Annotated in this window: 18 protein-coding genes; 11 read left to right on the forward strand and 7 right to left on the reverse strand. The window is 51.3% G+C overall.

From position 1 onward, the window contains the following. Window positions 1–118: 118 nt before the first annotated feature. The 3 genes from ACXIT9_RS01640 (at window position 119) to ACXIT9_RS01650 (ending at window position 2,064) form a co-directional block, all read left to right on the forward strand. Window positions 119–322: a hypothetical protein gene (locus ACXIT9_RS01640; RefSeq protein ID WP_458054503.1), complete on the forward strand. Its 204-nt coding sequence runs from the start codon at window positions 119–121 to the stop codon at window positions 320–322. Further along, window positions 282–620: a hypothetical protein gene (locus ACXIT9_RS01645; RefSeq protein ID WP_458054504.1), complete on the forward strand. Its 339-nt coding sequence runs from the start codon at window positions 282–284 to the stop codon at window positions 618–620. Before ACXIT9_RS01640 ends, ACXIT9_RS01645 begins: the two co-directional genes overlap by 41 nt. Before the next feature lie 154 nt (window positions 621–774). After that, window positions 775–2,064, forward strand: a complete 1,290-nt coding sequence (locus ACXIT9_RS01650; RefSeq protein ID WP_458054505.1) for a DUF4236 domain-containing protein — start codon at window positions 775–777, stop codon at window positions 2,062–2,064. A gap of 84 nt (window positions 2,065–2,148) precedes the next feature. On the opposite strand, the gene ACXIT9_RS01655 is transcribed toward ACXIT9_RS01650, so the two are convergent. The 3 genes from ACXIT9_RS01655 to ACXIT9_RS01665 form a co-directional block, all read right to left on the reverse strand. Then, window positions 2,149–4,521: a patatin-like phospholipase family protein gene (locus tag ACXIT9_RS01655; protein WP_458054506.1), complete on the reverse strand. Its 2,373-nt coding sequence runs from the start codon at window positions 4,519–4,521 to the stop codon at window positions 2,149–2,151. Window positions 4,522–4,575: 54 nt separating this feature from the next. After that, window positions 4,576–5,826 (reverse strand): metallophosphoesterase, encoded by a 1,251-nt coding sequence (locus tag ACXIT9_RS01660; protein WP_458054507.1) that lies wholly within the window; start codon window positions 5,824–5,826, stop codon window positions 4,576–4,578. Window positions 5,827–5,912: 86 nt separating this feature from the next. Beyond that, on the reverse strand, window positions 5,913–6,662 hold the full coding sequence (locus ACXIT9_RS01665) for a DeoR/GlpR family DNA-binding transcription regulator (RefSeq protein ID WP_458054508.1): 750 nt from the start codon (window positions 6,660–6,662) through the stop codon (window positions 5,913–5,915). 131 nt (window positions 6,663–6,793) lie between these two features. On the opposite strand from ACXIT9_RS01665, the gene ACXIT9_RS01670 reads away from it, so the two are divergent. Beyond that, on the forward strand, window positions 6,794–7,483 hold the full coding sequence (locus ACXIT9_RS01670) for an N-acetylmuramoyl-L-alanine amidase (RefSeq protein WP_458054509.1): 690 nt from the start codon (window positions 6,794–6,796) through the stop codon (window positions 7,481–7,483). Between the two features lie 9 nt (window positions 7,484–7,492). Continuing rightward, window positions 7,493–9,136: a glycoside hydrolase family 10 protein gene (locus ACXIT9_RS01675; protein WP_458054510.1), complete on the forward strand. Its 1,644-nt coding sequence runs from the start codon at window positions 7,493–7,495 to the stop codon at window positions 9,134–9,136. Between the two features lie 14 nt (window positions 9,137–9,150). On the opposite strand, the gene ACXIT9_RS01680 is transcribed toward ACXIT9_RS01675, so the two are convergent. Next, window positions 9,151–9,756, reverse strand: a complete 606-nt coding sequence (locus tag ACXIT9_RS01680; protein WP_458054511.1) for a DUF4136 domain-containing protein — start codon at window positions 9,754–9,756, stop codon at window positions 9,151–9,153. A gap of 244 nt (window positions 9,757–10,000) precedes the next feature. Beyond that, a complete protein-coding gene (locus ACXIT9_RS01685; RefSeq protein WP_458054512.1) occupies window positions 10,001–11,077 on the reverse strand; it encodes a mannose-1-phosphate guanylyltransferase in 1,077 nt (358 codons plus the stop codon). Between the two features lie 515 nt (window positions 11,078–11,592). Here ACXIT9_RS01685 and recQ point away from each other — a divergent pair. The 4 genes from recQ (at window position 11,593) to ACXIT9_RS01705 (ending at window position 17,233) form a co-directional block, all read left to right on the forward strand. Next, window positions 11,593–13,770, forward strand: coding sequence for a DNA helicase RecQ (gene recQ / locus ACXIT9_RS01690; RefSeq protein WP_458054513.1), 2,178 nt, complete (start codon window positions 11,593–11,595; stop codon window positions 13,768–13,770). Window positions 13,771–13,784: 14 nt separating this feature from the next. Then, window positions 13,785–15,077, forward strand: coding sequence for a phosphoribosylamine--glycine ligase (gene purD / locus ACXIT9_RS01695; RefSeq protein ID WP_458054514.1), 1,293 nt, complete (start codon window positions 13,785–13,787; stop codon window positions 15,075–15,077). A gap of 151 nt (window positions 15,078–15,228) precedes the next feature. After that, window positions 15,229–16,788, forward strand: a complete 1,560-nt coding sequence (gene ricT, locus ACXIT9_RS01700; protein WP_458054591.1) for a regulatory iron-sulfur-containing complex subunit RicT — start codon at window positions 15,229–15,231, stop codon at window positions 16,786–16,788. Next, window positions 16,781–17,233, forward strand: coding sequence for a gliding motility lipoprotein GldH (locus tag ACXIT9_RS01705; RefSeq protein ID WP_458054515.1), 453 nt, complete (start codon window positions 16,781–16,783; stop codon window positions 17,231–17,233). Before ricT ends, ACXIT9_RS01705 begins: the two co-directional genes overlap by 8 nt. 32 nt (window positions 17,234–17,265) lie before the next feature. On the opposite strand, the gene ACXIT9_RS01710 is transcribed toward ACXIT9_RS01705, so the two are convergent. Continuing rightward, window positions 17,266–21,198 carry an AAA domain-containing protein gene (locus tag ACXIT9_RS01710; RefSeq protein ID WP_458054516.1) on the reverse strand — a complete coding sequence of 1,311 codons (3,933 nt, stop codon included), beginning with the start codon at window positions 21,196–21,198 and terminating at the stop codon, window positions 17,266–17,268. Then, window positions 21,198–22,016: an SDR family oxidoreductase gene (locus ACXIT9_RS01715; RefSeq protein WP_458054517.1), complete on the reverse strand. Its 819-nt coding sequence runs from the start codon at window positions 22,014–22,016 to the stop codon at window positions 21,198–21,200. The genes ACXIT9_RS01710 and ACXIT9_RS01715 overlap by 1 nt, the downstream gene beginning before the upstream one ends. Before the next feature lie 127 nt (window positions 22,017–22,143). Between ACXIT9_RS01715 and rlmD the strand changes: the two genes are divergently transcribed. Together rlmD and ACXIT9_RS01725 are read left to right on the forward strand one after the other, a co-directional pair. Beyond that, window positions 22,144–23,547, forward strand: a complete 1,404-nt coding sequence (gene rlmD / locus ACXIT9_RS01720) for a 23S rRNA (uracil(1939)-C(5))-methyltransferase RlmD (protein WP_458054518.1) — start codon at window positions 22,144–22,146, stop codon at window positions 23,545–23,547. Then, a complete protein-coding gene (locus tag ACXIT9_RS01725) occupies window positions 23,544–23,927 on the forward strand; it encodes a hypothetical protein (protein ID WP_458054519.1) in 384 nt (127 codons plus the stop codon). The genes rlmD and ACXIT9_RS01725 overlap by 4 nt, the downstream gene beginning before the upstream one ends. Window positions 23,928–23,984 lie beyond the last annotated feature (57 nt).

Here is a 23,984-nt window from a genome sequence, read left to right on the forward strand (position 1 = left end):
ACTCGAAAGATAGTACAAAACCTGTGGTTGTACGCAGAGAGCTCCCATTTGCGATAAAAAAACAAACAATACCCCCCAAGAGCTGGTTTAAGTATTCATTAACCAAAACACCATAAAAATGGCAAATCAAACAGAAAAAATTCAATCTTGGCCGGATTTGGCCATAGGGCTTTACGAAAAATTAACAGGAAAAGGTGCCATCATCACCTATGACTTCGAAGAGTTCAGTATCGGAGTACCTAGGGAAGTAGGCTCCACCGACTACACTACCTGGAAAATGAATGGAAAACTTAAGATTTCCACTTCAGAGAGAGGGGCCTAACATGAAAGGGCTGCACATAGACGCTAATCTAAGCATTGCGCAGGGAGAACAACATATCCTGATCCAAAGTGATGCTACCGAAATCGGCATTGCCATCAGAGGTCCACTCTCGCTGCCAAAGCAGCTTCCAGACGTCAAAACACTTTGGAAATATTATACCCTAGCACGACAGGAGCTTGACCAAAAAGTAACCCTAGTGCATAATGGACGCCTGCTTTTCGATAGTCATGCCGCCTGGTATAATCCCAAAAATCTTTCTTTTTCCCTCTGGATGTTAAAACAAAAGCTGTTCGCATGAACAGCTTTTGTTATTTTTAAGCTTAACAAGCCAAGCCTAATTGGACTTTTCCCAAAAAAATCATCTTATCCACGTAATTTCTTTCCCACTTATAAGGGTAAAACTGTGACTTACGTTATCTTTAGCCCGTAAATCAAGGCAAGAATCAGAGAATATGGGCTTTTTTCTTAGAAAATCTGTTGGCGTAGGCCCCTTACGCTTAAATTTCTCAAAATCAGGAATCGGCATCTCGGGCGGCGTAAAAGGTGCCCGCTTAGGCGTGAACAGCCAAGGCAGACCCTATGTACATGCCGGGCGACATGGCATCTACTATCGGCAGTTTTTAGACAGCAAAGGAAAGCGGGGAAGAGCAGCCCAATCCGCCGCTCCCGCTACTGCTGCCCCCAGTGCTTCGCAACAACTCTTTCAGCAGCTCGGTCCGCAGGTGGTGGACAGCTTCGAGCCTAATGACCATACCACACCGTACCTTTCTTTGGCACGTGAACTGCCGAAGGGAGTCGAGACCTTAGATAAGCCACCTATACCTTCGCCGGCAGGAAAACTCTTCCTCCTAGGGGTGGTCGCCTTTCTTTTCCGCTGGGAGCCCTTCTACGTTTTCCTCGGCCTTATCGCCTTTTATCTGATCGCCAAATACGCCTACCAGTTGTGGGAACGTCATAAACTGAAACAGGCGAAAAAGTACTTGCTGGAAGACCCCCACACGCAGCCTGGCCAGGACACCTGGAACCAATACGCTGCTTCCCTCCCACTAGAAGACCAAAAGGCCCTCGCCCTAGACTTTGCCGGCAGGCTTCTGGAAGCCGACTTGGATAAAGCCCGCAGCCCTTTTCAGGCCGCCGACTACCGCTGGCTGCCCCTAGAAAGCCAGCATCTTCGTCTAGTGAAAGATATGGTACTTTCAAATCGGGTAGAAACCCTGCTGGCGGATCATCAGCTGACACAGGAAGAAGAAACACTGCTAATGGAGGTAGCCACTGTGTGGGATCTGAGCCCTGAAATACGGCAGCGGCTGCGCCAAATGATTCGCGAACTCGGGGAAATGCGGCAGATGCATACGAAAGGAAGTGCCCCCATACATGCTAGCCGAGCGTTGAAAAAAGGCGAAAATTGTTACTTCGAAGATGATGGCAAGTTTCTTCGGCGTGCCACCCTAAGCTCCTACACCTCGGAGGGTATCCGTTACCGCAGAATCGGCTATACCCTCGATGTGGCTGGCATTTTCCGGATCACTAACCTCAGCCTGGAGATCGACCATGGCGCTGGAATCCGCGCATACCGCATCGCAGATGTGGAAGATATCATTTTAGCACTGGAGGAAGGCGTCGTCGAAGTAAAAATCAAAGACCGGGTGAATCCGGTGTATTTTACCTGCACCCAGCTGATTAAAGCCGCCGCCATCTTGCACCTGATGGCCCCACATGTAGAAGAAAATGCAGCGCCATGAGGGAATAAAGCTACCTTACCTTTGCGCTGCCGCGCAAAGGACAAAGAATACCCCCCTCGTCACACAGCGCAGGCCCCAGGACCACTAGCGATCATTAAAGTTAAAGGAGTAGCCGAAAGAAAAGTAAAACCGAAGATTCCGATCACCCGAATTTCCCCCCAGACCCACTGTAATGGGGCCGAAAAAGGAATCATAGGAAAGGTCAGCACCGTAGCCAATATCCAGCCGCCGACCTAGGGCCAAGCCATCGAAATCAAGTTGGGCAGCATTCGAAAGGGGCACATGCTGCATCAGGCCCACCACATTCGTGCCCGCACGTAGGTAGAGCTTGCGCCAACCCGTATACTGGTAGGCCGCTCCTACTTTCATAAAGTTCGGTGCGAAAAGTTCCGCATAGTTCCATCCAAATGCGCGGGTATCCGTGAACAGGACGCGCTGCAGCCCTCCGATGGGAAAGTTTTGAAAGAGCTTTTCTTGGCTCTCACTGCTTAACGTCATTCCCAAACCCAGCTCAGGAGCCAGCTGCTGGTCTTTGGCGAGCGGAAAATAGCGCTGATACGCAAAGAATGCTGTGGCATAGTCCCGCGGGGTGACGTCCTGTAAGAAGTCGGCGATTCCCTCTTTTGGAATTTCCCTGCGCTCACCTGTTAAGGTTTGAAAATCAAAGCCCTCCTCTCCAGAAAAGAGGTTCACCCGGTAGCGGCTACTCAACTTGTACAGCCCCTGCACAAAAGTCTCCGCACCGCTTGTGGGGAAATTACGATTGTTTAAAGAGTTCCGGGTATACACGGCCCGGGGGCCAAAAAACTCCTGCCGGAGAAAGCGTACTTCCTCCGGAAAATTAAAATTAAACCGAGAGGCGCTTCGGTTACGCTCATATACGACACCCAAAAAATAACTTTGCTTTAAAGAGCGTGTCGATATCGCCTGAATCAGGAGCTGCTGGTCTCGGCTGTTCACGATATCCCGCTGCCGACCCTGTTCATAAACGGGAAGCCGTCGAAAGAGGAAATCGTAGCGTACATTCAGAGCATAGCGCTTCTTTTCCGTAAAATACCGGTAGTAATCTGCCCGAAAGCTGGGATTTTCAGAAATATCTGTGATCAGATGCAGACGGGATAACCTGCCGATGTAGTCACGTAGGGTTAAGTTGAGCAAAATCCCTACCGAGAAAAGATTATCGTAGTGGATGGCAGCGAAGAGCAGTGCATCAGGCTTTTCCAGTACGCGAATATTGAGGTCGAAAAGATCTTTTTCCCCTTCTTTCAGATCGAGGCTGTAGTCGACCTTACGGAATGCATTTATGCCATATACGCGCGCGATCGCTTGTTCTAACTGATTCGAGCCTACTGGACTACAGAGCGGCAGATCCAGCTTGCTTTCCAGTAAAGTCGTATTAAACAGGGAATTACCCGTAAAATTAACTTGCCGAATCCGTAACTCAGCTAGGGAAAGTCCGCGCTCAGGAAGCTCCTCTCCTTCCACACCCAGTCGCTCTGCCAGGGCCTCAAATGCCTCCCGCTCCGCTTCTGCCGCCTGGCGCCCGCGTTCTAAAATTCCCTCAAAACGATTAAAAGACGCTGTCCCGAAGCCGCTTAGGTCTGGACTTACATAGACATCACACTCGCCGATATGCGCCTGCAGCTTTTCATAGGAGCGCGCCATGGACAGCTGTAAAAGAATTTCAGAAAAATTTCCCAGCCCTTCCAGATCTTTAAAGTCATCATCGCCCACATTGGACCCAATCACCAGTTCTGCCCCCATTTCGCGCACCACATCCACAGGAAAGTTATTGACCACCCCACCATCCACCAGTAGCGTAGAGTCCGTCCGAAAAGCTGTGAAAGCTGTGGGGATGGCGATACTGGCCCGCAGTGCATCATGCAGGTACCCCTTTCGGATGACCACCTCACGCCCCGACTGCGCATCTGTGGCCACCGCGCGAAAAGGAATTGGCAGCGCATCGAAGTCGACCACATCTTTTACTGGCCAGGTGAGCCGATGCAGTAGCTGAGAAAGCTCTTGCCCTTCGATTAGGCCTGTGGGGAGCTGCAACCTCCAGTCCACGATCGGGAGCTCCACCAGATAGCGGTTATAATATTCTTTCTCCTCGAAAGCGATTTCGTTAAAGCGCACCCGATTCGAAGTGATCAGCCCCCAGTCCCCTGAGCGTACAATATCTTCCAGTTCATCCACCGAATAGCCGCTCGCATAGAGCCCGCCCACAACAGCTCCCATGGAGGTCCCAGCGATAAAATCCGGCCGAATGCCTGCTCGCTCCATCTCCCGCAGCACCTCGATATGGGCGAAGCCTTTCGCGCCCCCACCACTGAGTACCAGGCCCACTCGGGGTGGGTCAGTCCGTAAGGAAGAGTCCGCCGGCGATAAGTCCCTTGCCGTTCCGGCAAAGCAAAAGGCAACAATAAACAGAAGAAATAGGCAGCTGAAGCGTGGCATATGGCGTAAAAAAGTAAGTTACTTCATTTTATCTGAAAAACCAGCCACTGCCCTTCAAGAATCGCGGCGGCGTAGTTCGATGACCGTGATTTCCGGCCAGATCCCCACCCTACCGGAGAAGGCATGGAAGCCGAAACCACGGTTCACATACAGGTAGCGCCCCGCCTCTTCGGTTAGCCCTGCCCAATGCGGGTAGCGGTACTGTACCGGCGACCAGCGGACGATGGGTGTCTCGATACCGAACTGCATGCCATGCGTGTGTCCGGAGAGGGTGAGTGAAATCGGAACGGGATGACTTTTTACGATTTCCGTCCAGTGGGACGGGTCATGAGACAGCAGCACCTTAAAGGCCGCCTCAGGAACCCCCTCTAGGGCTGCCTCTAGGTCGCCTTTCGCCTTAAAACCTACCCCCCAGTTTTCTACCCCTAGGAGATACCAGGCTTCCTCCTCTCGCTGGATACGAACATGTTCATCAAGCAAGAGGCGGAAGCCCATCTCAGCAAATTTCTGCTTGAGAGAAGCGAGGTTAGCCACCTTCTCCTCGGGACTTGACCACTGCACATAGTCTCCATAATCGTGATTTCCGAGAATAGCGAACTTGCCATAAGGAGCCTCTAAGGTCTTGAAAATAGGGAGTAGCGGATCGATTTCATCCGCCTTATGATTCACCAGATCCCCGGTAAACACTATGAGATCAGACTGTTGCCTTTGCGCCAGCGCCACCCCCTCGGCCACGGCCCTCTGATTCCGCAAGCTGCCGGCATGAATATCCGAAAGCTGCGTGATGGTAAAGCCTTCGAAAACCTCGGGTAAGGCATCCACATAGAGCACCTCACGGTGAACCTTATAGTTATATTTGCCCACCACGATACCGTACACGAAGCTAAAAAAAGGGACTGCAGCTACTGTGAGGGCCAGGATGCTCAGCCAGTTGCGCCGTTCCGGCAAAGTAAAAGACTGCCCCTGCAGTACACCTATCCCCGCACTGGCTTGGCGAAAAAGATCCTCCCCGAGTAAAAAAACTGAAAGCGTCACTTGGGTGACCACTACGGTGAGAAATACGTTTAGCATCGACTGGGTGCTGGCGGTGATTTCCCCTTCAGAGAAAATGCGTAGAAAAGCCAGTAAAATCCATACTGTAACGCCTGAAAATAGGATCCAGTAGATCACTGCTCCAAACTGCCGGGTTTTCGGAGCAGCATAGGCTTCCATTAAGGTACGAACAGCCTGGAAGCTGTACCAATTCAGAAAAGTAGAAAATAAAACCAAGGCGGTTAAGAACAGGAGCGCTCCGAGCTGATTCATTATGTAGGGGATAAATTTCCTTTATAGTACCCGATACGCCCCTAAAAAGTTCGCCTACAAACCTGTATTAGCTACAGACTTGCTTGCTAGAGCAGCTGTAAGGCCAGCCCCTGAAAATCACGTAGCAGCGGATCCTGAGGAGAAAGCTCGGTAATAAGTGTATGCACCTCATCTAAAGCACAGGTTTTATAGCGCTGAACAGAATATAATTTGTCGGAAACCGTCAGCAAAACGGTTTGTCGGGCAGACTGCAGCATCGCACGCTTCACCTGCACGACCTCCCAGTCGAACTCCGTTAGACCATGCCTAGGATCGACGTAGCCAGTACCTAAAAAACAAAGATCTGCGCGAATGTCACGCAGCGCATGGATGACCGTACCACCTATGGCGAATTTCGCGTCGTGCATCAACTTACCTCCGAGGAAAATCACTTCGATGAGCGGGAATTCCATCAGCTGCAGCGCGACGTGCAAGCTGGGCGTAATGACCGTAAACTGAAGCTTGCGTGGAAAAAGCTTGACTACTTCTAAGTTCGTCGTCCCGCCACTCATCAGCAGCACCATGCCCTCTCTGATCAGCTGCACTGCTTTCTCAGCAATCACGATTTTTTTTCCATGCAGGTAGATGGAGGCATCATTCGGGGAGGCCGTTAAAAAGCCGATGGAAGTAGCCCCCCCATGCACCTTACGCAGCTTTTTTTCTTTATCCAACTCCTTCACATCACGGCGAACCGTATCGATGGATACCGAGAGGTGCTCCGATAAGTCTGTTAGCAAAACCCGATTATGCAGATGCACCTGATCTAAAATATACTTTTGACGCTCTTCTTTTAGCATACATGTAGTCCACTAAGGCATTTCTAAAAACAAATAAAACAGCATACTTAGGCGTGCTTTATCAAAAACTTGCTTTAATTTAGGTAAAATTTCGATTTCTCCAGCATAATCACGCAAAAACCAGCAAAAAAATGCCGAAAAGAGCTCAAAATTGCCTGCGAAGCCTCCGCATTACCCCACTTTTGTTCCTCGTGGCCAGTGTACTCGCTTTTTCTTGCGCCTCACGCGCCACCTTTCGAATCTATGAAAAACCGATCGTATACGATGCTGTGCGCGACAGCTTGTCCCTGCAGTACTTACAGAAACGTCATGGGCTGGAGGTGAGCAGCACCGAAATCACCCCTGAAATGATCGTCGTGCACTGGACAGCCGTCCCTACCTTGGAAGCGACATATGAGGTATTTAACCCCACTTTTTTAGGTGGGCGGCCGGAGCTGAGCAGCGCATCAGCTTTAAATGTTTCGGCACATTTTTTGGTAGATCGCGACGGCAGCATTTGGCGGCTCCTACCGGATACGGCCTTCGGACGGCATACGATAGGACTGAATTATATGGCGATCGGCATCGAAAACATCGGGGGGCCTGATGCGCCCTTAACCCGCGCCCAGCTAAAAGCGAATGCCGCCCTTATCGAGCACTTGCAGCGACGCCACAACATCCGCTATGTCATCGGACATCATGAGTATGAAGCATTTAAAGACAGTCCGCTTTGGAAAGAAACAGATCCGGACTACATCACGAAAAAACAAGATCCCGGAGACGCCTTTATGCGTCGCCTACGTAAAAAACTGGGGCCTGATCGCTTTCAGGCCCGGCCATAAAGTACTCCTATGCGCTTAGAGCCCCGCTTCCGTTCGCTTTTCTGGCCGATGCTGGGAAGTTTAGCCCTGCTTTTTGGTCTTTTTTTGGGCTGTAAGCCAAAGCTCACTCAAGCGCCGCCCGTGCGCAGCAGTACGCAGGCTTCCTCTCATACCCTATCCCCACCGCTGCCAGCTACCGTTCCGCTGCCTGAGCGTAATGTGGAAGCTCTTCCAACAGGAAATATGCTGCCACTGCTGGAAAAATCCCCGCTCCCACTTCCCGAAGAAATGCGTGCGGTCTGGGTCGCTACCGTCGCTAATATCGACTGGCCTGCCCGCGGGAATAGAGACTTCGCAGCCAACAAAGAGGCTTTTCTAGCCCTGCTAGACTATTATGCTGGCTTGCATTTTAATGCCGTGATCGTGCAAGTTCGCACGGCGGGGGATGCCTTTTACCCCAGTGTAGAGGCCCCTTACTCCCGCTTCTTAACCGGAAAAGAAGGGGAAGGCCTACGGGATCAGGCGGACCCACTCGCCTGGATGATCGCTGAAACGCATCGTCGCGGCATGCAGTTTCATGCCTGGATCAATCCTTTTCGGGCCACTACCACGGCAGACATCTCTGTGCTGAGCCCACGCCATGACCTGTTACAGCATCCCGACTGGATGATCGCCTACGACAAGCGCTACTATTACGATCCGGGAAACCCCGAGGTGCAAGCCAAGCTGCAGCGCGTTGTGCGGGAGATTTGTATGCATTATCCGATCGATGCCCTTCATGTGGATGACTACTTCTACCCCTATAAAGTAGGCAATCAAGACTTTCCGGATGGAAATACGTTTAAACGCTTTGGCCGGCCAGGCCAAAGCCTTGGCGACTGGAGAAGAGAAAATATCAACCGCTTCATCGCCGAGACTCACCGGATGCTTCGCGCTGACTTCCCGCACATTGCGCTAGGCGTTAGCCCTTTCGGGGTATGGCGAAATAAAAATAAAGACCCTAAAGGCAGCGCCACGCAGGCAGGCCCCACCGCCTACGATGAAACCTATGCAGATGTGGTGCACTGGATAGAAGAAGGCTGGGTGGACTATGTGGCTCCTCAGCTGTATTGGAGCTTGCGGTACCCGATCGCCTCCCATCAGGTGCTGCTAGAGTGGTGGCAGACATATGCCGATAAAACGCATATTTATATCGGAAATGCGGCGTACAAAATTAAAAATAATGGGGACAGGGCCTGGGATAGAGAAGAGGAGCTCCTGGATCAGGTGGCAGCGCGGAAAGCCTTGCCCCAGCTAAAAGGGAATGCCTTCTATAACGCTTCTAGCCTCATGCGACAGCATCCCGAGGTAGCACGACGGCTAGCGACCTCGCATTTCTCTATGCCCGCACGTGTGCCTGCACGGCGTCATGGTTTCCCAAATGCGGAGGTCTTAGGACTGGCCTTGCGGCAAAGCGATCTACTCGTTTCTTTTAGTGGTCAAGAACTAAAAGGGCTTTATGTCACCTTCCCCGCCAGCGGCATGCAGCCTATGAAACGCGTTTTTTATCCGATTCGCTCAGGAGAAAGCCAGCTGCAACTGCCGGCGCCTCCTATTGGAACGCGATTTCTGTTGAGTCTCGTAGACACAAAAGACCGCGAAAGTGTAGGTTATGCGTATCGCATGCCACAGTAAAGGCTGGAGCCCCTTTAATTTCGTGTTATGAGTCGGAACTGATCCATGACGCGATACGTGGCGCGGGTTAGGTCTGTGGTAAAGGTTTCATCCCGCTGATCGAAGGCAGCAGCGGTGTACCCTTGCCATACTGTCTGTCCTCTCCGATTATCGATCACAAAAACCACCAGCAGCCCCGGGTTTTCGACATAGCGGACGCGCTGATAGTTTTCATCCTTTTCCTGAGGCGTGAAGCCTTTCTCCGTATCTTCGCTGAGGTAGTCGGGTTCTTCTAACGATTCGAGACCTCTGCGCTGCAACCACCAATCGAAGTGTGGCTGATCATATCCGCGGTACTTTACTTGGTCAGTAAACAATTTATAATTGACTAAAATATCTGGCTTATCCGGATTAAAGCGAAAGCCTTGAGAGTTTAAGCGAGTGGTAATCGTATTTCGAATAACTTGGTAAAACACTAGACTATCCGGATGGGTATTTTCTACGAAACCGAAGGTTTTATAGCGTTTAAACTTTCCAGAGTAATCAAAATCATATTCCGCAATAAAGTCTTTCTGAGAAGCACATGAACTAAAAAGCAGCAGGATAATGGCACAGCGAAGAAGAAAATGGGAAACAGGCATAAGGCATTACGGTTTTATAGAGCGATGAAACAAGAAACGATTGTATATACTTGTATTTTAACCCTTTGGATGCATTTGGGTTTAAAAAAAAGTAAATTTTTACCCCGCTTTCATCTCCGCGTGCGAGACTCGGCTATAGGCTAAAAAAAAGGCATTTCTAAAAGAACTGCCTTTTTTTTCTTCTGCTAGTAAACACCCCTCTCTGATTAATTACTGACCAGACGGGGCAGGACGCCAAATGCTTTTACACAAAATCTTCTCCTTTTTCCCTTGCCGCTGCTACAAACTTGCGGAATTTTTTTTCATTTTCTAATCGGCAGATGAGAATGACATTTTCAGTTTCATTCACAAGGTAACCATCTAAATTTTCGACCACCAGAAGCTTTTGGGGGCTTACGCGCAAGTAGCTATTCTTAGTGTTAAACAGGAGGGCATTTGCATCCACCACGTTATTAGCCGTATCACGTCCTTTTACATCATGCAGGCTCATCCAAGAGCCTAGGTCGGACCAGCCCACATCCGCCAGCAGGGTATACACATTGGTGGCTTTTTCCAGGATACCGATATCGATGGAAACGTTTTTCACTAGGGAGTAAGCGCGTTTGATGAAGGCGGGTTCATCTGCTGTATCCAGGTACTGCTCCCCCTCCTCAAAAGCCTCTGCCACTTCCGGCAAATGCTGCTCGAAAGCCCGAATGATGCTCGATACAGTCCAAACGAAGATGCCTGCATTCCACACGAAATCACCACTATCGATAAAGGCCTGTGCAAGCTGTTCATCCGGCTTTTCCGTAAATGTTTTCACTTTAAAAACTGACGTGTCGGGCCTTTGAATGTATTGGATATATCCGAATCCCGTCTCGGGGCGGTTTGGCTGAATGCCGATGGTCAGCAGGCGACTCTCTTTACCGGTACAGGCTGCCAGCGCATCCTGCATGACCCCTTGAAACTGCTGTTCTTTCAAAATTAAATGATCAGAAGGGGTGACGATTAACCTCGCCTCAGGGTCGATTTTTCGGATTTTATAACAGGCATAGGCCACACAGGTCGCCGTATTACGGCGCAAAGGCTCCGCTAGCACATGTTCCTGCGACAGGTCAGGGAGTTGCTCAAAAACAAATTTCTGGTACTTCTTATTGGTCACCACATAAATCCTGTCGGGACGGGTAAGCGGTAAAAAACGCTCATAAGTCATTTGGAGCAGGGTTTTGCCAGTTCCTAGTACATCTAAGAACTGCTTGGGCTTTTTTACCCGACTGTAGGGCCAAAATCGGGTGCCTACACCACCTGCCATAATGACGATAAAAGGGTTTTGATCCATAAGAAGAGCGGGGAACTCCCCGAGTAACACTGATTGGAAAGGATTGATGATTTACTAAAGCATGCGTAAGATACGGCAGAAAGGTTACAGCAGCAAATAGAAAAAGGAGGATGGCGCCTACAGAAAGAATTTAGGCGATACTTTTCTTCACGAGATTTTTTTGCCTGCGGCAAAAAAGGCAACTCGCAAATAACAACCTCTTTTCGTTAAGAAACGATTCCTTTTTGTAAAAGAATACCCTCAACTGAAGTAACTCTAACTAAGCGCTGAAAATCAGGCGCTTACTCACAAAAGCATATATGGACCACCTTGTAGCGTGGTCCAACAGCCATTTCCTGTAAAAAAATCCTGCCTAGGATCAAAAAATACGTAGAATAACTAATGTCTGGCCAACAGACTTTCTAAATTTTTTCTTAATTTCATGTTTACTTAAGTTAATGCTTAATTTTGTATAGCCAAGTGCTTGTCACCCGCAGAGATTCCTGCAAAGCACAGATCATAAATTGAAGAGAAGAGTGGAGCAACGTGTAAAGGATAACCTAAAAAAGATTTTCGGATTTAGCCAGTTCAGAGGTACACAAGAGGCAATCGTGGATAGCGTCTTGAAGGGGAAAAACACCTTTGTCATCATGCCTACTGGGGCGGGCAAGTCCCTCTGTTACCAGCTGCCTGCAGTCATCCTAGAGGGTACCGCCATTGTCATCTCACCCCTCATCGCGCTGATGAAAAATCAAGTGGATCAGCTAAACTCGATCGGCGTTACCGCCTATTTTCTAAATTCTACTTTAAATAAATCTGAAGTCAATAAGGTAAAAGCAGAGGTGCTTTCCGGAAACGCTAAACTACTGTATGTGGCACCTGAAAGCCTCACCAAAGAGGAAAATATCACCTTTCTTCAGCAGGCGAAGTTAAGCTTTGTGGCCATCGATGAGGCGCACTGTATTTCCGAGTGGGGCCATGACTTTCGCCCTGAGTACAGAAAAATAAAAAGTATCATCGCCCAGCTGGGCCAGCAGCTGCCCATCATCGCGCTAACCGCTACAGCCACCCCGAAAGTGCAGCAGGACATTCAGCGTAACTTGCAGATGGAGGAAGCGGACTTGTATAAGTCCTCCTTTAACCGGACGAACCTCTACTACGAGATTCGGCCGAAGTTAAAAGAAGAAACGCGCAAGCAAATCATCCGCTACATTAAAAATCAAAAAGGCAAATCGGGTATCATCTACTGTTTGAGCCGAAAAAAAGTAGAGGAGATCGCTGAGCTTTTAACGGTAAATGGGATTAAAGCAGCTCCCTATCATGCCGGCTTAGACCAGCAGGTGCGCATGAAAAACCAGGACGACTTCCTGAACGAAGAAGTAGACGTCATCGTGGCGACCATCGCCTTCGGTATGGGCATCGACAAGCCGGATGTACGCTATGTCATCCACTACGATGTGCCGAAGTCCTTAGAAGGTTATTACCAGGAGACAGGCAGAGCAGGTCGAGATGGCCTGGAAGGACACTGTCTGATGTTCTATCGCTACGAAGACATCATCAAGCTTGAAAAATTCAATAAAGATAAACCCGTCACCGAAAGGGAAAATGCCCGCTTGCTCCTGCAGGAAATGGCCGCCTATGCAGAAAGTTCCGTTTGCCGCAGGCGCTTCATTCTTCATTATTTCGGGGAAATCATGGAAAAAGACTGTGGCTTCTGTGACAACTGTAAAAAGCCGAAGGTAACTTTTCAGGCGCGGGAACTGCTGCTACAGGGTCTACAAACCGTGCAGCTGACCCAAAACCGTTTTTTAATGGACCACCTCGTAGATGTTCTTCGAGGAGTGAAAAACGACTACATGAGCTCTTATGGCCATGACGCCTTACCTGTTTTCGGTGTTGGTGCAGAATTAGACGAGCGACACTGGAAGACCATTTATCGGCAGGCACTCATCTTTAATTTTCTCGAAAAAGACATCGAAAATTATGGTGTGCTTAAACTTACACCAAAAGGACTGGCCTTCCTAGAAAGCCCTTTTGACTTAATCATGTCGAAAGACCATGACTTCGAGTCCATGCTGGAAAATGACGGGCAGGAAGAGAATCATATGGAACGGAAAGCCCACGATGAGAAGCTTTTCGAACTTTTAAAAATAGAACGTAAAAAAGTAGCGAAGGCTAAAGGACTCCCTCCTTATGTGATCTTTCAGGACCCTTCCCTCGAGGAAATGGCGACCGTATACCCCACTACTCGGGAAGAGCTGGCTCAGATTAATGGAGTCGGCATGGGAAAGGTGTCTAAATTTGGTGCTTCCTTCTTGAAACTCATCGCAAAATATGTAGAAGAGAATGAAATCATAACCGCCTCCGATGTGGTGGTGAAGAGCTCAGGAACAAGATCCAAAGTCAAGATCTCGATTATCCAACAGGTAGACAGAAAGATCGACCTGGAAGATATCGCTTCCAACTTAAACCTAAGTATGCAAGAGCTCCTACAAGAAATCGAGCAGATCATCTATTCAGGAACAAAACTAAATATCAATTATTATATCGAAAACATCATGGATGAGGAGCGCGAAGATATCCTCCACGATTACTTCATGACGGCTAGCTCGGATAATATCCGCCTGGCATTAGAAGAACTGGAGGATGAGGACTTCGCTGAAGAGGAAATCCGCGTCTATCGGATCAAATTTATCTCTGACCATGCCAACTAACCCGCAGTAAAAACATGCACATATTAGTATTAGGAAGTGGCGGCCGCGAACATACTTTCGCGTGGAAATTAGCCCAAAGCCCTTCCTGCACGAAATTATTCGTGGCTCCCGGTAACGCTGGCACAGCTGCCATTGCGCAGAATCTCCCCCTAGCCGTGGACGATTTCGAGGGCATCGCCACCGCCTGCGTAGAGGAGAAAATCGAGTTGATCGTAGTAGGTCCGGAGGATCCTCTCGTTAAAGGCATCGTGGACACCTTCCAAAAGGACCCGCGCACCGCCAGCATTCCGATCGTAGGACCTGATCAAGCCGGCGCACAGCTGGAAGGCAGCAAGGACTTCTCCAAGCGCTTCATGCAGGAAAACCATATCCCTACAGCTGCCTACGCCACTTTTACAGCCGCTGAGCTGGAGGAAGGCTTGGCCTATTTGCGCCAGCAGCCCCTGCCGATCGTGCTGAAAGCCGATGGCCTCGCCGCTGGGAAAGGGGTACTTATCTGTGAAAGCCATGAAGATGCTGCCCAGTCCTTTAAAGAAATGCTGGTAGATAAAAAATTCGGACAGGCCTCCAGTAAAGTGGTGGTAGAAGCCTTCTTGAAAGGCATCGAGCTCTCCGTTTTTGTGGCCACAGACGGGACTGCCTACCAGCTTTTGCCTGCGGCAAAGGACTATAAGCGCATCGGTGAAGGCGATACGGGCCTGAACACAGGAGGCATGGGCGCCGTGAGCCCCGTGCCCTTTGCTGACCAGCACTTCCTCTCGAAAGTGGAGGAAAAGATCGTGAAACCCACGCTTAAGGGCTTGCAAGCAGCGGGAATTTCCTACAAAGGATTCTTGTTTATCGGACTGATGAACGTCGAGGGTGAGCCCTTCGTCATCGAATATAATGTGCGCATGGGTGACCCTGAAACAGAGGTGGTGCTCCCACGCCTAGATGGTGACTTTGCCTTGTTTCTAAAAGGCATGGCTACCGGAACCCTGGATCAGGCGAAAGTAACGGTTTCCGCGGACACCTGCACCACGGTAGTTATGGTGGCGGGAGGTTATCCGGAAGGCTACGCCAAAGGAGACAGCATCCTAGGAATTTCGGCGGCTGAAGCGCTGCCAGGCGTTCAAGTGTTTCATGCCGGTACGAAAAGACAGGGCGATGAAACCCTAACCCAGGGCGGCAGAGTGCTCGCCATCACGGGAAAAGGAAAAGACCTCGAAGAGGCATTAGCAGCCTCCTACGCCGGAGCTGCTAAAATTTGTTGGAACCACGTGTACTACCGCAAAGACATCGGGCAAGACCTGCTGGCGCTCGGATAAATCACACGCTGATTCCTTAGTTTAACGGGGAATGACCCCCATAGAGATAAAGGATAGCATACGTATGGCTGGATGTAGTAGCTGCTCCACGACCACAGGCACTGGCGGTTGCCAAAATAATGGAACCTGTGGCACGAGCGATTGTAATAAAATGAATGCCTTCGACTGGTTGACCCATATGGGCATCCCTACTGTGGATACCTATGATGTGGTGGAAATCAAGTTTAAAGGAGGAAGAAAAGAGTATTTTCGAAATGTAGCACACCTGGCGCTTACGACCGGTGATCCCGTGGTCGTCGATGTCCAAAGTGGACACCATATCGGCTATGTGTCCCTACAGGGCGAACTGGTGCGCCTACAAATGCAAAAGAGAAAGGTTCGCGACGATGAGAGCATTCCGCGCATCTACCGCCTGGCAAACGATAAAGACCTGGAAAAGTGGGAAGAAGCGAAAAACCGTGAAATCCCCACGCTCTACCGCACGAAACAAATTATCGATGAACTGGGCCTGCAGATGAAGCTCTCTGACATCGAGTTTCAAGCCGATAATACGAAGGCTACCTTCTATTACTCTGCCGATGAACGTGTAGATTTCCGTGAGCTGATTAAAGTGCTGGCTTCCGAATTTCGTATCCGCATAGAAATGCGTCAAATTAGCCTGCGCCAAGAGGCCGGCAGGCTAGGCGGCATCGGGGTCTGCGGAAGAGAACTCTGCTGCTCCACATGGATGCATGACTTTAAAAGTGTAAGCACCTCTGCAGCACGCTACCAAAACCTTTCCTTAAACCCGGGAAAGCTTTCCGGTCAGTGTGGCCGTCTGAAATGCTGCCTCAACTATGAACTGGATACCTACATGAATGCCTTAGCAGACATTCCCGAGGTAGACCGGCCCTTGCTTACCGAACAGGGTAGCGCTAAGCTGCAGAAAACAGACATCTTCCGCAAGCTGATGTGGTTTTCCTACCAGAGCGAAAACAACTGGCACAGCATCACTTGTGAACGAGTGAAGGAAATCCAAGCCTTAAATGCTGCGGGTAAAAAGCCTTTCAACCTCGAATTCGATGATGCCTCTGAAGTGGAGAATTCGATCGAAAAGGCAACACGCGAGCTGGAACTACTGGACAAAAAATTCGCTACCCAAAACAAAAAGAAGAAAAAGAAAAAGCGCAGAACGGGCGAGGAGCCTGCTGGGGAGCTTACCCATCCGCGGCCCGCATCTCGGCCTACTAATCGCCGCTCTCCACGTCCAAACGAAGGGGATAAAAATACCCCTGCACCGAACAGACGCCGCGGCGTGGCCGCAAAGGGCGACGATCAGGCAGCCGCAGGAGAATCCAAGCGCTTCGAAGGCAAAATGCGCCGCGGACGTAACACGGAGCGAAACCCACAAGAAGCCGCAGAACGTCCGGACGCACCACAAGGAAACACAAACAGACCGCCACGCCCAAAACGTCAGCGACCCCAAAATCTAGAATCTGGCGAGGGAGCGAAGAGCGCCGCACCACAAGAAAACAAGGGATCTCGCAATAAACCGAAAAGGGAACGGCCCGATCAGGCGAATGCTTCCGGAAGTACTAAGGAAAGCAATCCAAGTGCTTCCCAGCGGGAAGGGGCTAAACCCGAAGGGGCCAACAAAAGAGGACGTAGAAAATTTCCCCCACGTCAAAAACCGAATGAGGACAATCCGAACACCCCAAACAGCAATGATTAAAAGAGGGTTGCTCGCACTTGGCATCAGCTGGCTAAGTCTGGCCTGTAGCCAAAACCGACATTTCGAAATACACCAGGGACTCCCCGCCGGCCGCTGGCTGGCGGGAGATACCCTGCGCTATAACCCGGGAGTAGAAATTCTTCCCGGTACCCTTTGGCTTAGCCCGCGCTATACCAGCGAATACCCTTACAGAAATCTCTACGTACGTTACCTCCTGCTCGATAGCACTGGACAAGTGATCGAAGAAAACCTGCACAACCTGGCCCTCTTTCATCCCCAAACGGGCGAACCCCTTGGAAAAGGCTTTGGTAAGTCCTTCAGTATCAGCGATAGCGTTCAAATTAACAGCAGCGGCGGGAAACAACTCCTCCTCCTGCAGTACATGCGCAGAGAAGATCTCACCGGCGTAGAAGGCTTTGGCGTACGCCAAAACAAAACAAACTAAACACCAAAAGCATGCCTTCTTCGCTCGGGCCGCTACTCCTCTAGTCGCACCTGTGGATAGAGGTTTGGGCTCAGACACCAGCGAACCTCCCAGCCACGTGCCCGGATGTAAGCCACATCGTACACAAAAGGACCCAAAAGCCGAGGCCCCAATAGCCAATCCTCACGATCACGCAAGACGACTTCGCCTGTAAAATTCCCTTCTGCATCCCGTATGGCGATGTCCACCAAGGTACCATAAGGAAATTCCTGCGCACCCGGCACTTGGCTACAGAGCTGCGCACGCAAGGGGTCAAAGTCAAGACTTTTGCCCCCCTTTCCTGCAGGCCAAGACCGCTTGCGGTAACTTTTCACCTGTTCTAAGAAGGCAAGAAGCATCCGCACCCCTTCATTTTCACGCATACCAGGGCCGATTAAATGTGGCTCTATCCCAGTAAAAAGAGCTAGTTGCTCCCGCGCACGGCTGGCCAAAACATTCACGCGCTGAGCAGCACCCGGAAGAGAAATCCAGCCTAAGCTACTCGGAAAACTTCCCTTTGCAGTGCGTGCATATACGGTACTGATACAAACTAAATCATATTCCTCCCCCTGTACCTCCTGCAGATGCCGCACCTGCCAGCCAGCAGGAATTTGGCCTTCTAAGGCCTCCCACAGCAGGCGATATAAAAGCTGACTTTGCAGCTGATTCAGCGCGACGATCCCCACGCATTTTTGCTTCCAAACAGGCGGCTGCCGAAGTATATAGGCCACCAAAGCCTCCGCCTCCAGTACGTTCTCCCCCGCGGCATAGACGCCTTCTACCAACTGATAATGAAAGGGTGGCTCTTCCGCTCCGAAGGTGGCCCTGTCGGGCAAAATCCGTAGTCGTCCCCCATAAAAATGCTGGTTGCTGAAAGCAATCAAGGCCTCGTGCCGCGCCCGATAATGGCCTAAGAGCATATGTTCGGGCACATACAGGCCAGCCCAGTGCAGCCAACTCTCCTCTGTGTGGGCCGACGCCTCCGCGTATTGCTTGCGAAAGAGTGCATGGGGCCGCAGCTGCTGCCGATCGCCTACCACCACAAACTGCCGCCCCAGTTCCAAAAGTGGAAAAGCCTCCGCAGTAGGGATTTGGCTCGATTCATCGAAGACAATCAGGTCAAAAGGTGGCGCCTCCGCAGCTCGGGAGCGAAATAAGGTCATAGCTGCATGTGGACTGCATAACCAGGCCGGCATCAACTGAAATAGGGCCTCTCCATGCTGTGCCAGCACTTGCTTCAAGGGAAGACGCCGGCGTTTTTTACGTAGTTCCTTACCTAAATCCCGATAGCTGACCAAATGGCCCAGGCGATTATACTGCAGGTTTTCCCTGCCTAAGGCCCTCACTTTTAAGCCTATGATGGTGCGCGCCAGCTGGCGGCGCTCCTCCTCCACCCCTTGCAGCGTGTGCAGTACCTCCTCCCAGTAACCCGCTCGCACCTGGGACAGCTCGGGATATTTTTGTTCCAAAATCCGCAGCCATGCCCAGGCGATCGCCAAAGCAAATGCCGCTTCCAGACTGCCCGCCTCAGCTCCCCGGTAACGCCGCACAAAATAGCGCATGCCTGCCTCCTGTTGGGGCGCCAGACGACGGCACTGAGCATCGAAGCGGTACATCCAGGCATGTTGTGTCCGCAGCTGCTCGCGAAAACTTCGCAGCCTGTTGAGATCCGGTCGCCGGGCCCAGGCAGCTATCTGCTTTTCAGTAAACCACAAGCTTAATCGCGGCCGCAGCTCCTCTAACTTGTCCATGCCCGCCCAGAAGGCCTGAAATTTTTTGGGCGGAAGCCCCAGAAGAGGCTTTAATGCCGTAAAACAACGCAGCGTCGCCAGCTGCTGCAGGGCTTGTAGCATCCGAATCCGACCTGACACCGCTGCGCTAAATAACGCAAAACGAAAAGGAACCTCCGGCAGTACCAGAAAAGTCTTGCTCCCTAGTAAGGTCAGCTGATGCCGCAGGTTCAGCCGATTTTCCAGCATGGTAATGAACTTTTTCAGTGCGCTCCGCTCAAAGGGCAGCCCCTCCGCGGCCATAAATGCTTGGATACGTCGTTTCTCTTCTCGCTGCCAAAAAGCCAGGCGGAAACCGAAAAGGCTTTGATCCCAGCCTTGCTCGTAGGCCAGGCACTGTTCGAGCAGTAGAGGAACCTCTTCCAGTGGCACAGACCATGCCGGCCCCACCCCCGCCAGCAGCCGCTTGACAATATCGTATTTTTCTACCAGCCAGGGGATGTCCACTTCGCGGAGGTCTTGGTCCAGCAGCTCCCGAAAGAAGGGCTCCCCTTCGAAGCGCGCATAGAACATAGCGATTTTTTCGCGCTCCGACCAGTCTGCTTCGCCCATGGCCAGCAGCAAGGCCCCCAGCTGCCGCTCCGATTCGATCAGAGGCTTGATTTCCAACAGGATGCGCTCTAGCTCGTTCAGTACGTCCAGCTGTTGTTCCACCTGTACTTGTGGGTCCGCTGTATCCGGAAAAGGCTGTCGCAGTGCCCAGAGTAGCTCCCGCTGCTGCAGCTGTTCCATTTGCGCTAAAAGCGCAAAAGACACCGGCAGTGCTGACAGACCCTCCATCGGGAAATGAGACGCATAGGCGCGCATATCCGGAAGACGCTCCAGGTGGGCTTGGCTGTAGGGGGCTAAATGGCCGTAGAGCGTGCGGGCCGACCATCCCCCGGCCGTGTCGGTCTCGAACAGGGCCTGGCAGAGCTGCTCCAGCTGCCCCGAGCGCTGCTGAATGTGCTGCCGACACTCTTGGAAACGCCGCTCCAAAAGCATGATTTCAGGCCGATCGTCGGCACGTTTTTCCTCGCTCAGCGCACTGAGACGCTCCAGAATTTTGGTTTCTAAATCGCTACGGAACTGCATATGAGGGATCAGTGCCGCATAGGCATCCAGTCCGACGGTGGCCATGCGTTTTTCTACCACTTCTAAGGCCACCTGCTTCTTAGCCACCACTAATACTTTTTTACCTCGGGCCAGCGCATCGGCGACCAGGGCTGTAATCACTTGCGACTTGCCTGAGCCAGGGGGTCCTTGCAGGACAAAGGAATCGCCTGCCGCTACACGTTGTAGTACCTCCTCTTGGCTGGCATCTAAGGGATACGGGCTGTAAATGGCCGCTTGCATCGGCTGCTTGGCTCGCCTGTCGGAGGCAAATTTCTCCTCTACATACGCCTCCACCGTGGTAAAAGCCTGGTAGTGAGGAGCGGATAAGGCCTGCAAGAAAACCTCCTCCGGGCTGCCGAAGCCACCCAATACCTGAAAGGGATACAGCTTAAGGCGCCCCTGACCGCTTTCTTCTGGCAGAGCAGCTTCCGGCATAGCCTGTAGCCGACCGGAAAATAAATCTTGGTTGAAATGCAGCGCGAGATGTTTTTTCAGGAAGGGATACAATAGGGCCAAAAAGTCCCCCACTGTCTCACAGCGCAGAAGCTGTTCCAGGCAGTCCTGAAGAGCCTCCAGAGGATAGAGCTCCTCCCTTCCCTGAAAGTAGGCCGCCAGAAAAGCAGAGTTCCACTGGAGCCCTTCCTCTGTGGCCTGCAGCCGCCAAGTGTTTTCGCGTAGCAGCAGTTGCACAGGCAGCACGAAAAGGGGGGCGGCGATCGGGGCACCATCCAGCAGGGTGCCCAGCACAAAGGGCCAGCCGAGCGCCAGTGCCACCGTGCCCGATTCCTCCTCCTGTCGATGCGCCCACTTGGCCAGCTGAAAAAGTTGCGCGGAAAGTGCATTTTCGCTGGTGCTGTAAGGCCCCTGGGCCAACAAAATGGGGAGCTCCTCCTCTCCGCTTCTAAACTGAAAATATCCGGGCAAAGCCTGTGCACCCATGGCCCCTTCCAGCAGGCAGGTATCGATAAAGGCAGGACCCAGCGGGCGGGGCAGATAGATCGCAGGATTTCGCTTACTTAAATCCTGAATGTGTAAAGCCAGCTGCTGTAAAAATTCCTGCATCAGGTAAACGGAGCATCTTTTTCTTTCGCCATGTGCCGGTACACGACTTTGTCCATGATACCGGGAATCCATTTGTTTAAAAATACAGCCAATTTCCCCTCAGTGGTGAGCACCAAATCCCTTTTGCGCTTCAGCGCGGCCTGAAAAATGGCTTCGGCTACCTCTTCTGGCTGCATCATTTTTTCCTCCTCACGGGGAGATTCTCCCTGCGGAGCACCATTCGCGGCCAGGGCATTTTGACGAATATTCGAGGCGGTAAAACCCGGTGAGGCCACCAAGACATGTACTCCCTCATGCATGACTTCGGTACGTAAGGCCTCGAAAAAGCCATTCATCGCGTATTTGCTCGCCGTGTAAGCCGTACGGGCGGGCGTGCCCCGGTAGCCATTAATAGAGCTTATTCCGATCAGGATCCCCTTGCGTGCCAGTAGGTGCGGTAGGGCAAATTTAGTCGCATAGACCGTGCCCCAAAAATTAATCTGCATCACCTGTTCGAAGACGTGGAGCTCTAAATCATTAAAAAGCGCGCGCATGGATATACCGGCATTGTTAATGAGCACATCTATGCCCCCAAAGCGATCCACGCAGGACTCCACCATGTAGGCATTATCCCGCTTCGAAGAAGCATCTGCAAGCACGCCTGCTACGGGCAGCCCCATTTCCTCAAAGCGACCCAGTGCATCTTCTAATTTGTGCTCATTTCGACCGGAAATCATCACGTGTGCACCTGCTGCTGCGAACTTGGCGGCGAGCGCAAAGCCGATGCCCGAAGTTCCTCCTGTAATGAGTACTACTTTTTCTTTAAAGTCTTTCGGCATAACTGCGTAAAGATAGGAAGATTAGACGATAAACCCTTCATTTTCCCGTAGGGGTCTGGCCCAGACTCTCCTGCTTTTATACGGGCAAGCGCAGGTGGAGTAGGAATAATTATGTAATTTTGTGCCCATGTCGAGAAAATTAAAGCATAAAATTCTTCCTGAGCTCCTCATCGAGCGCGTGGCGACGGAGGGCAAGTGTCTGGGCTATCACGAGGGCAAAGTGGTCTTTGTTAAGCAGGTAGCACCCGGGGATATCGTCGATGTACGCGTCACCAAGGGTCGGAGCAGCTTCCTGGAGGCTGAGCCAGTGCACTTTCATCAACTTTCCCCTGCGCGGATAGAGCCTACTTGTGCGCATTTCGGCACCTGCGGCGGTTGTAAGTGGCAGCATATCAGCTATGAGCAACAAAAGGCGTATAAGTCGCAGCAGGTCATCGATCAGCTGACGCGCATCGCGAAGGTGGAGCTGCCGGAAATTCCACCTATCTTAGGCTCAGAGGAAACCTTCTATTACCGAAATAAACTCGACTTTACCTTTTCGAACAACCGCTGGTTGACCAAAGAGGAGATCCAGTCCGGTGAGGAGTTTGAACGCAGCGCCCTCGGCTTCCATGTACCGGGAATGTTCGATAAAATCGTTCCCATCTCGCATTGCTACCTGCAGGGAGGCCAGTCAAATGCCATCCGAAATGCCCTCTACACCTTTGCCCTTGCCGAAGGCCTGAGCTTTTACGACATCCGCGGACAGGAAGGGCTACTGCGTAACCTTATCATCCGCAGCACCACCACAGGAGAGGAAATGGTGATCGTGCAGTTTGGCGCTGATGAGCCCGCGGGCATCGAAAAGACGCTAACTTTTCTCGCCGAGCAGTTTCCTGATTTGACCTCACTCCTTTACATCATCAACCTAAAGAAAAACGAGACCTTTCATGACCTAGAGGTACACACCTATAAAGGGCGTAGCTACATCGAAGAGGAAATGGAGGGGCTGCGCTTCCGGGTGGGCCCCAAGTCCTTTTACCAGACCAACCCGAAACAGGCTTATACGCTATATAAAGTGGCACGGGATTTTGCGGGACTGACGGGTGAAGAAGTCGTGTACGACCTTTATACAGGAACGGGGACGATCGCGAACTTTGTGGCCCGGCAGGCCAAAGAAGTCATCGGTATCGAGTATGTAGAGGCTGCCATCGAGGATGCGCACCTGAATGCGCGCGAAAATGGTATCACGAACACCCGCTTTTACGCGGGAGATATGAAGGATATGTTGACCCCTGACTTTCTAGCCCGGCATCCCCTTCCGGATGTGGTCATCACCGACCCGCCACGTGCAGGCATGCATGAGGATGTGGTGCGAGTGCTGCTGGAGCTGGCACCGAAAACGATCGTATATGTCAGCTGCAACCCCGCCACGCAGGCGCGGGATTTGGCCCTGCTTGATGCTAAGTATCGCGTAAGCCGCGTGCAGGCCGTGGACATGTTTCCGCAAACCTATCATGTCGAGAATGTAGTAAAATTAGAATTGCGATGATCGAAGACGCGAATGACCCGGAATTAGATGGCAAGTACCTCGGGACCATCACGAAGGATTTTGTCCGTATTTCAGACTTTCTGAAGGAGGCCGCCTATCAGGTGCGCTCCCGTAAAATCTCTGACTACCCGATTTTTCCTATCGCGAAAGGAGAGCAGCCGATCGGAAGCCTCTTGGTGGAAGGAGATAAAAAAGGGCTGGAGTGGCATTACTTTATCTCTTTTTTAGAGGAATTTCAGCAGCGCACCCTGATCGGAGAAGAAAATGTGGAGGAGTTCAAGCGCTTTTACAAGGATCCGGAAGAATTTTGCTGCCTGTTCGTAATCGACGGAGCATTTACACGCTTCGTATACGTGCCCTATCCGGATGAAAACAGTTGACCTAGCACCCTCATACCGAAAGAAAAAATAGCCGACTCGGCCAGATTTGAGTCGCTT

It is taken from the genome of Nitritalea sp. (assembly GCF_054166705.1).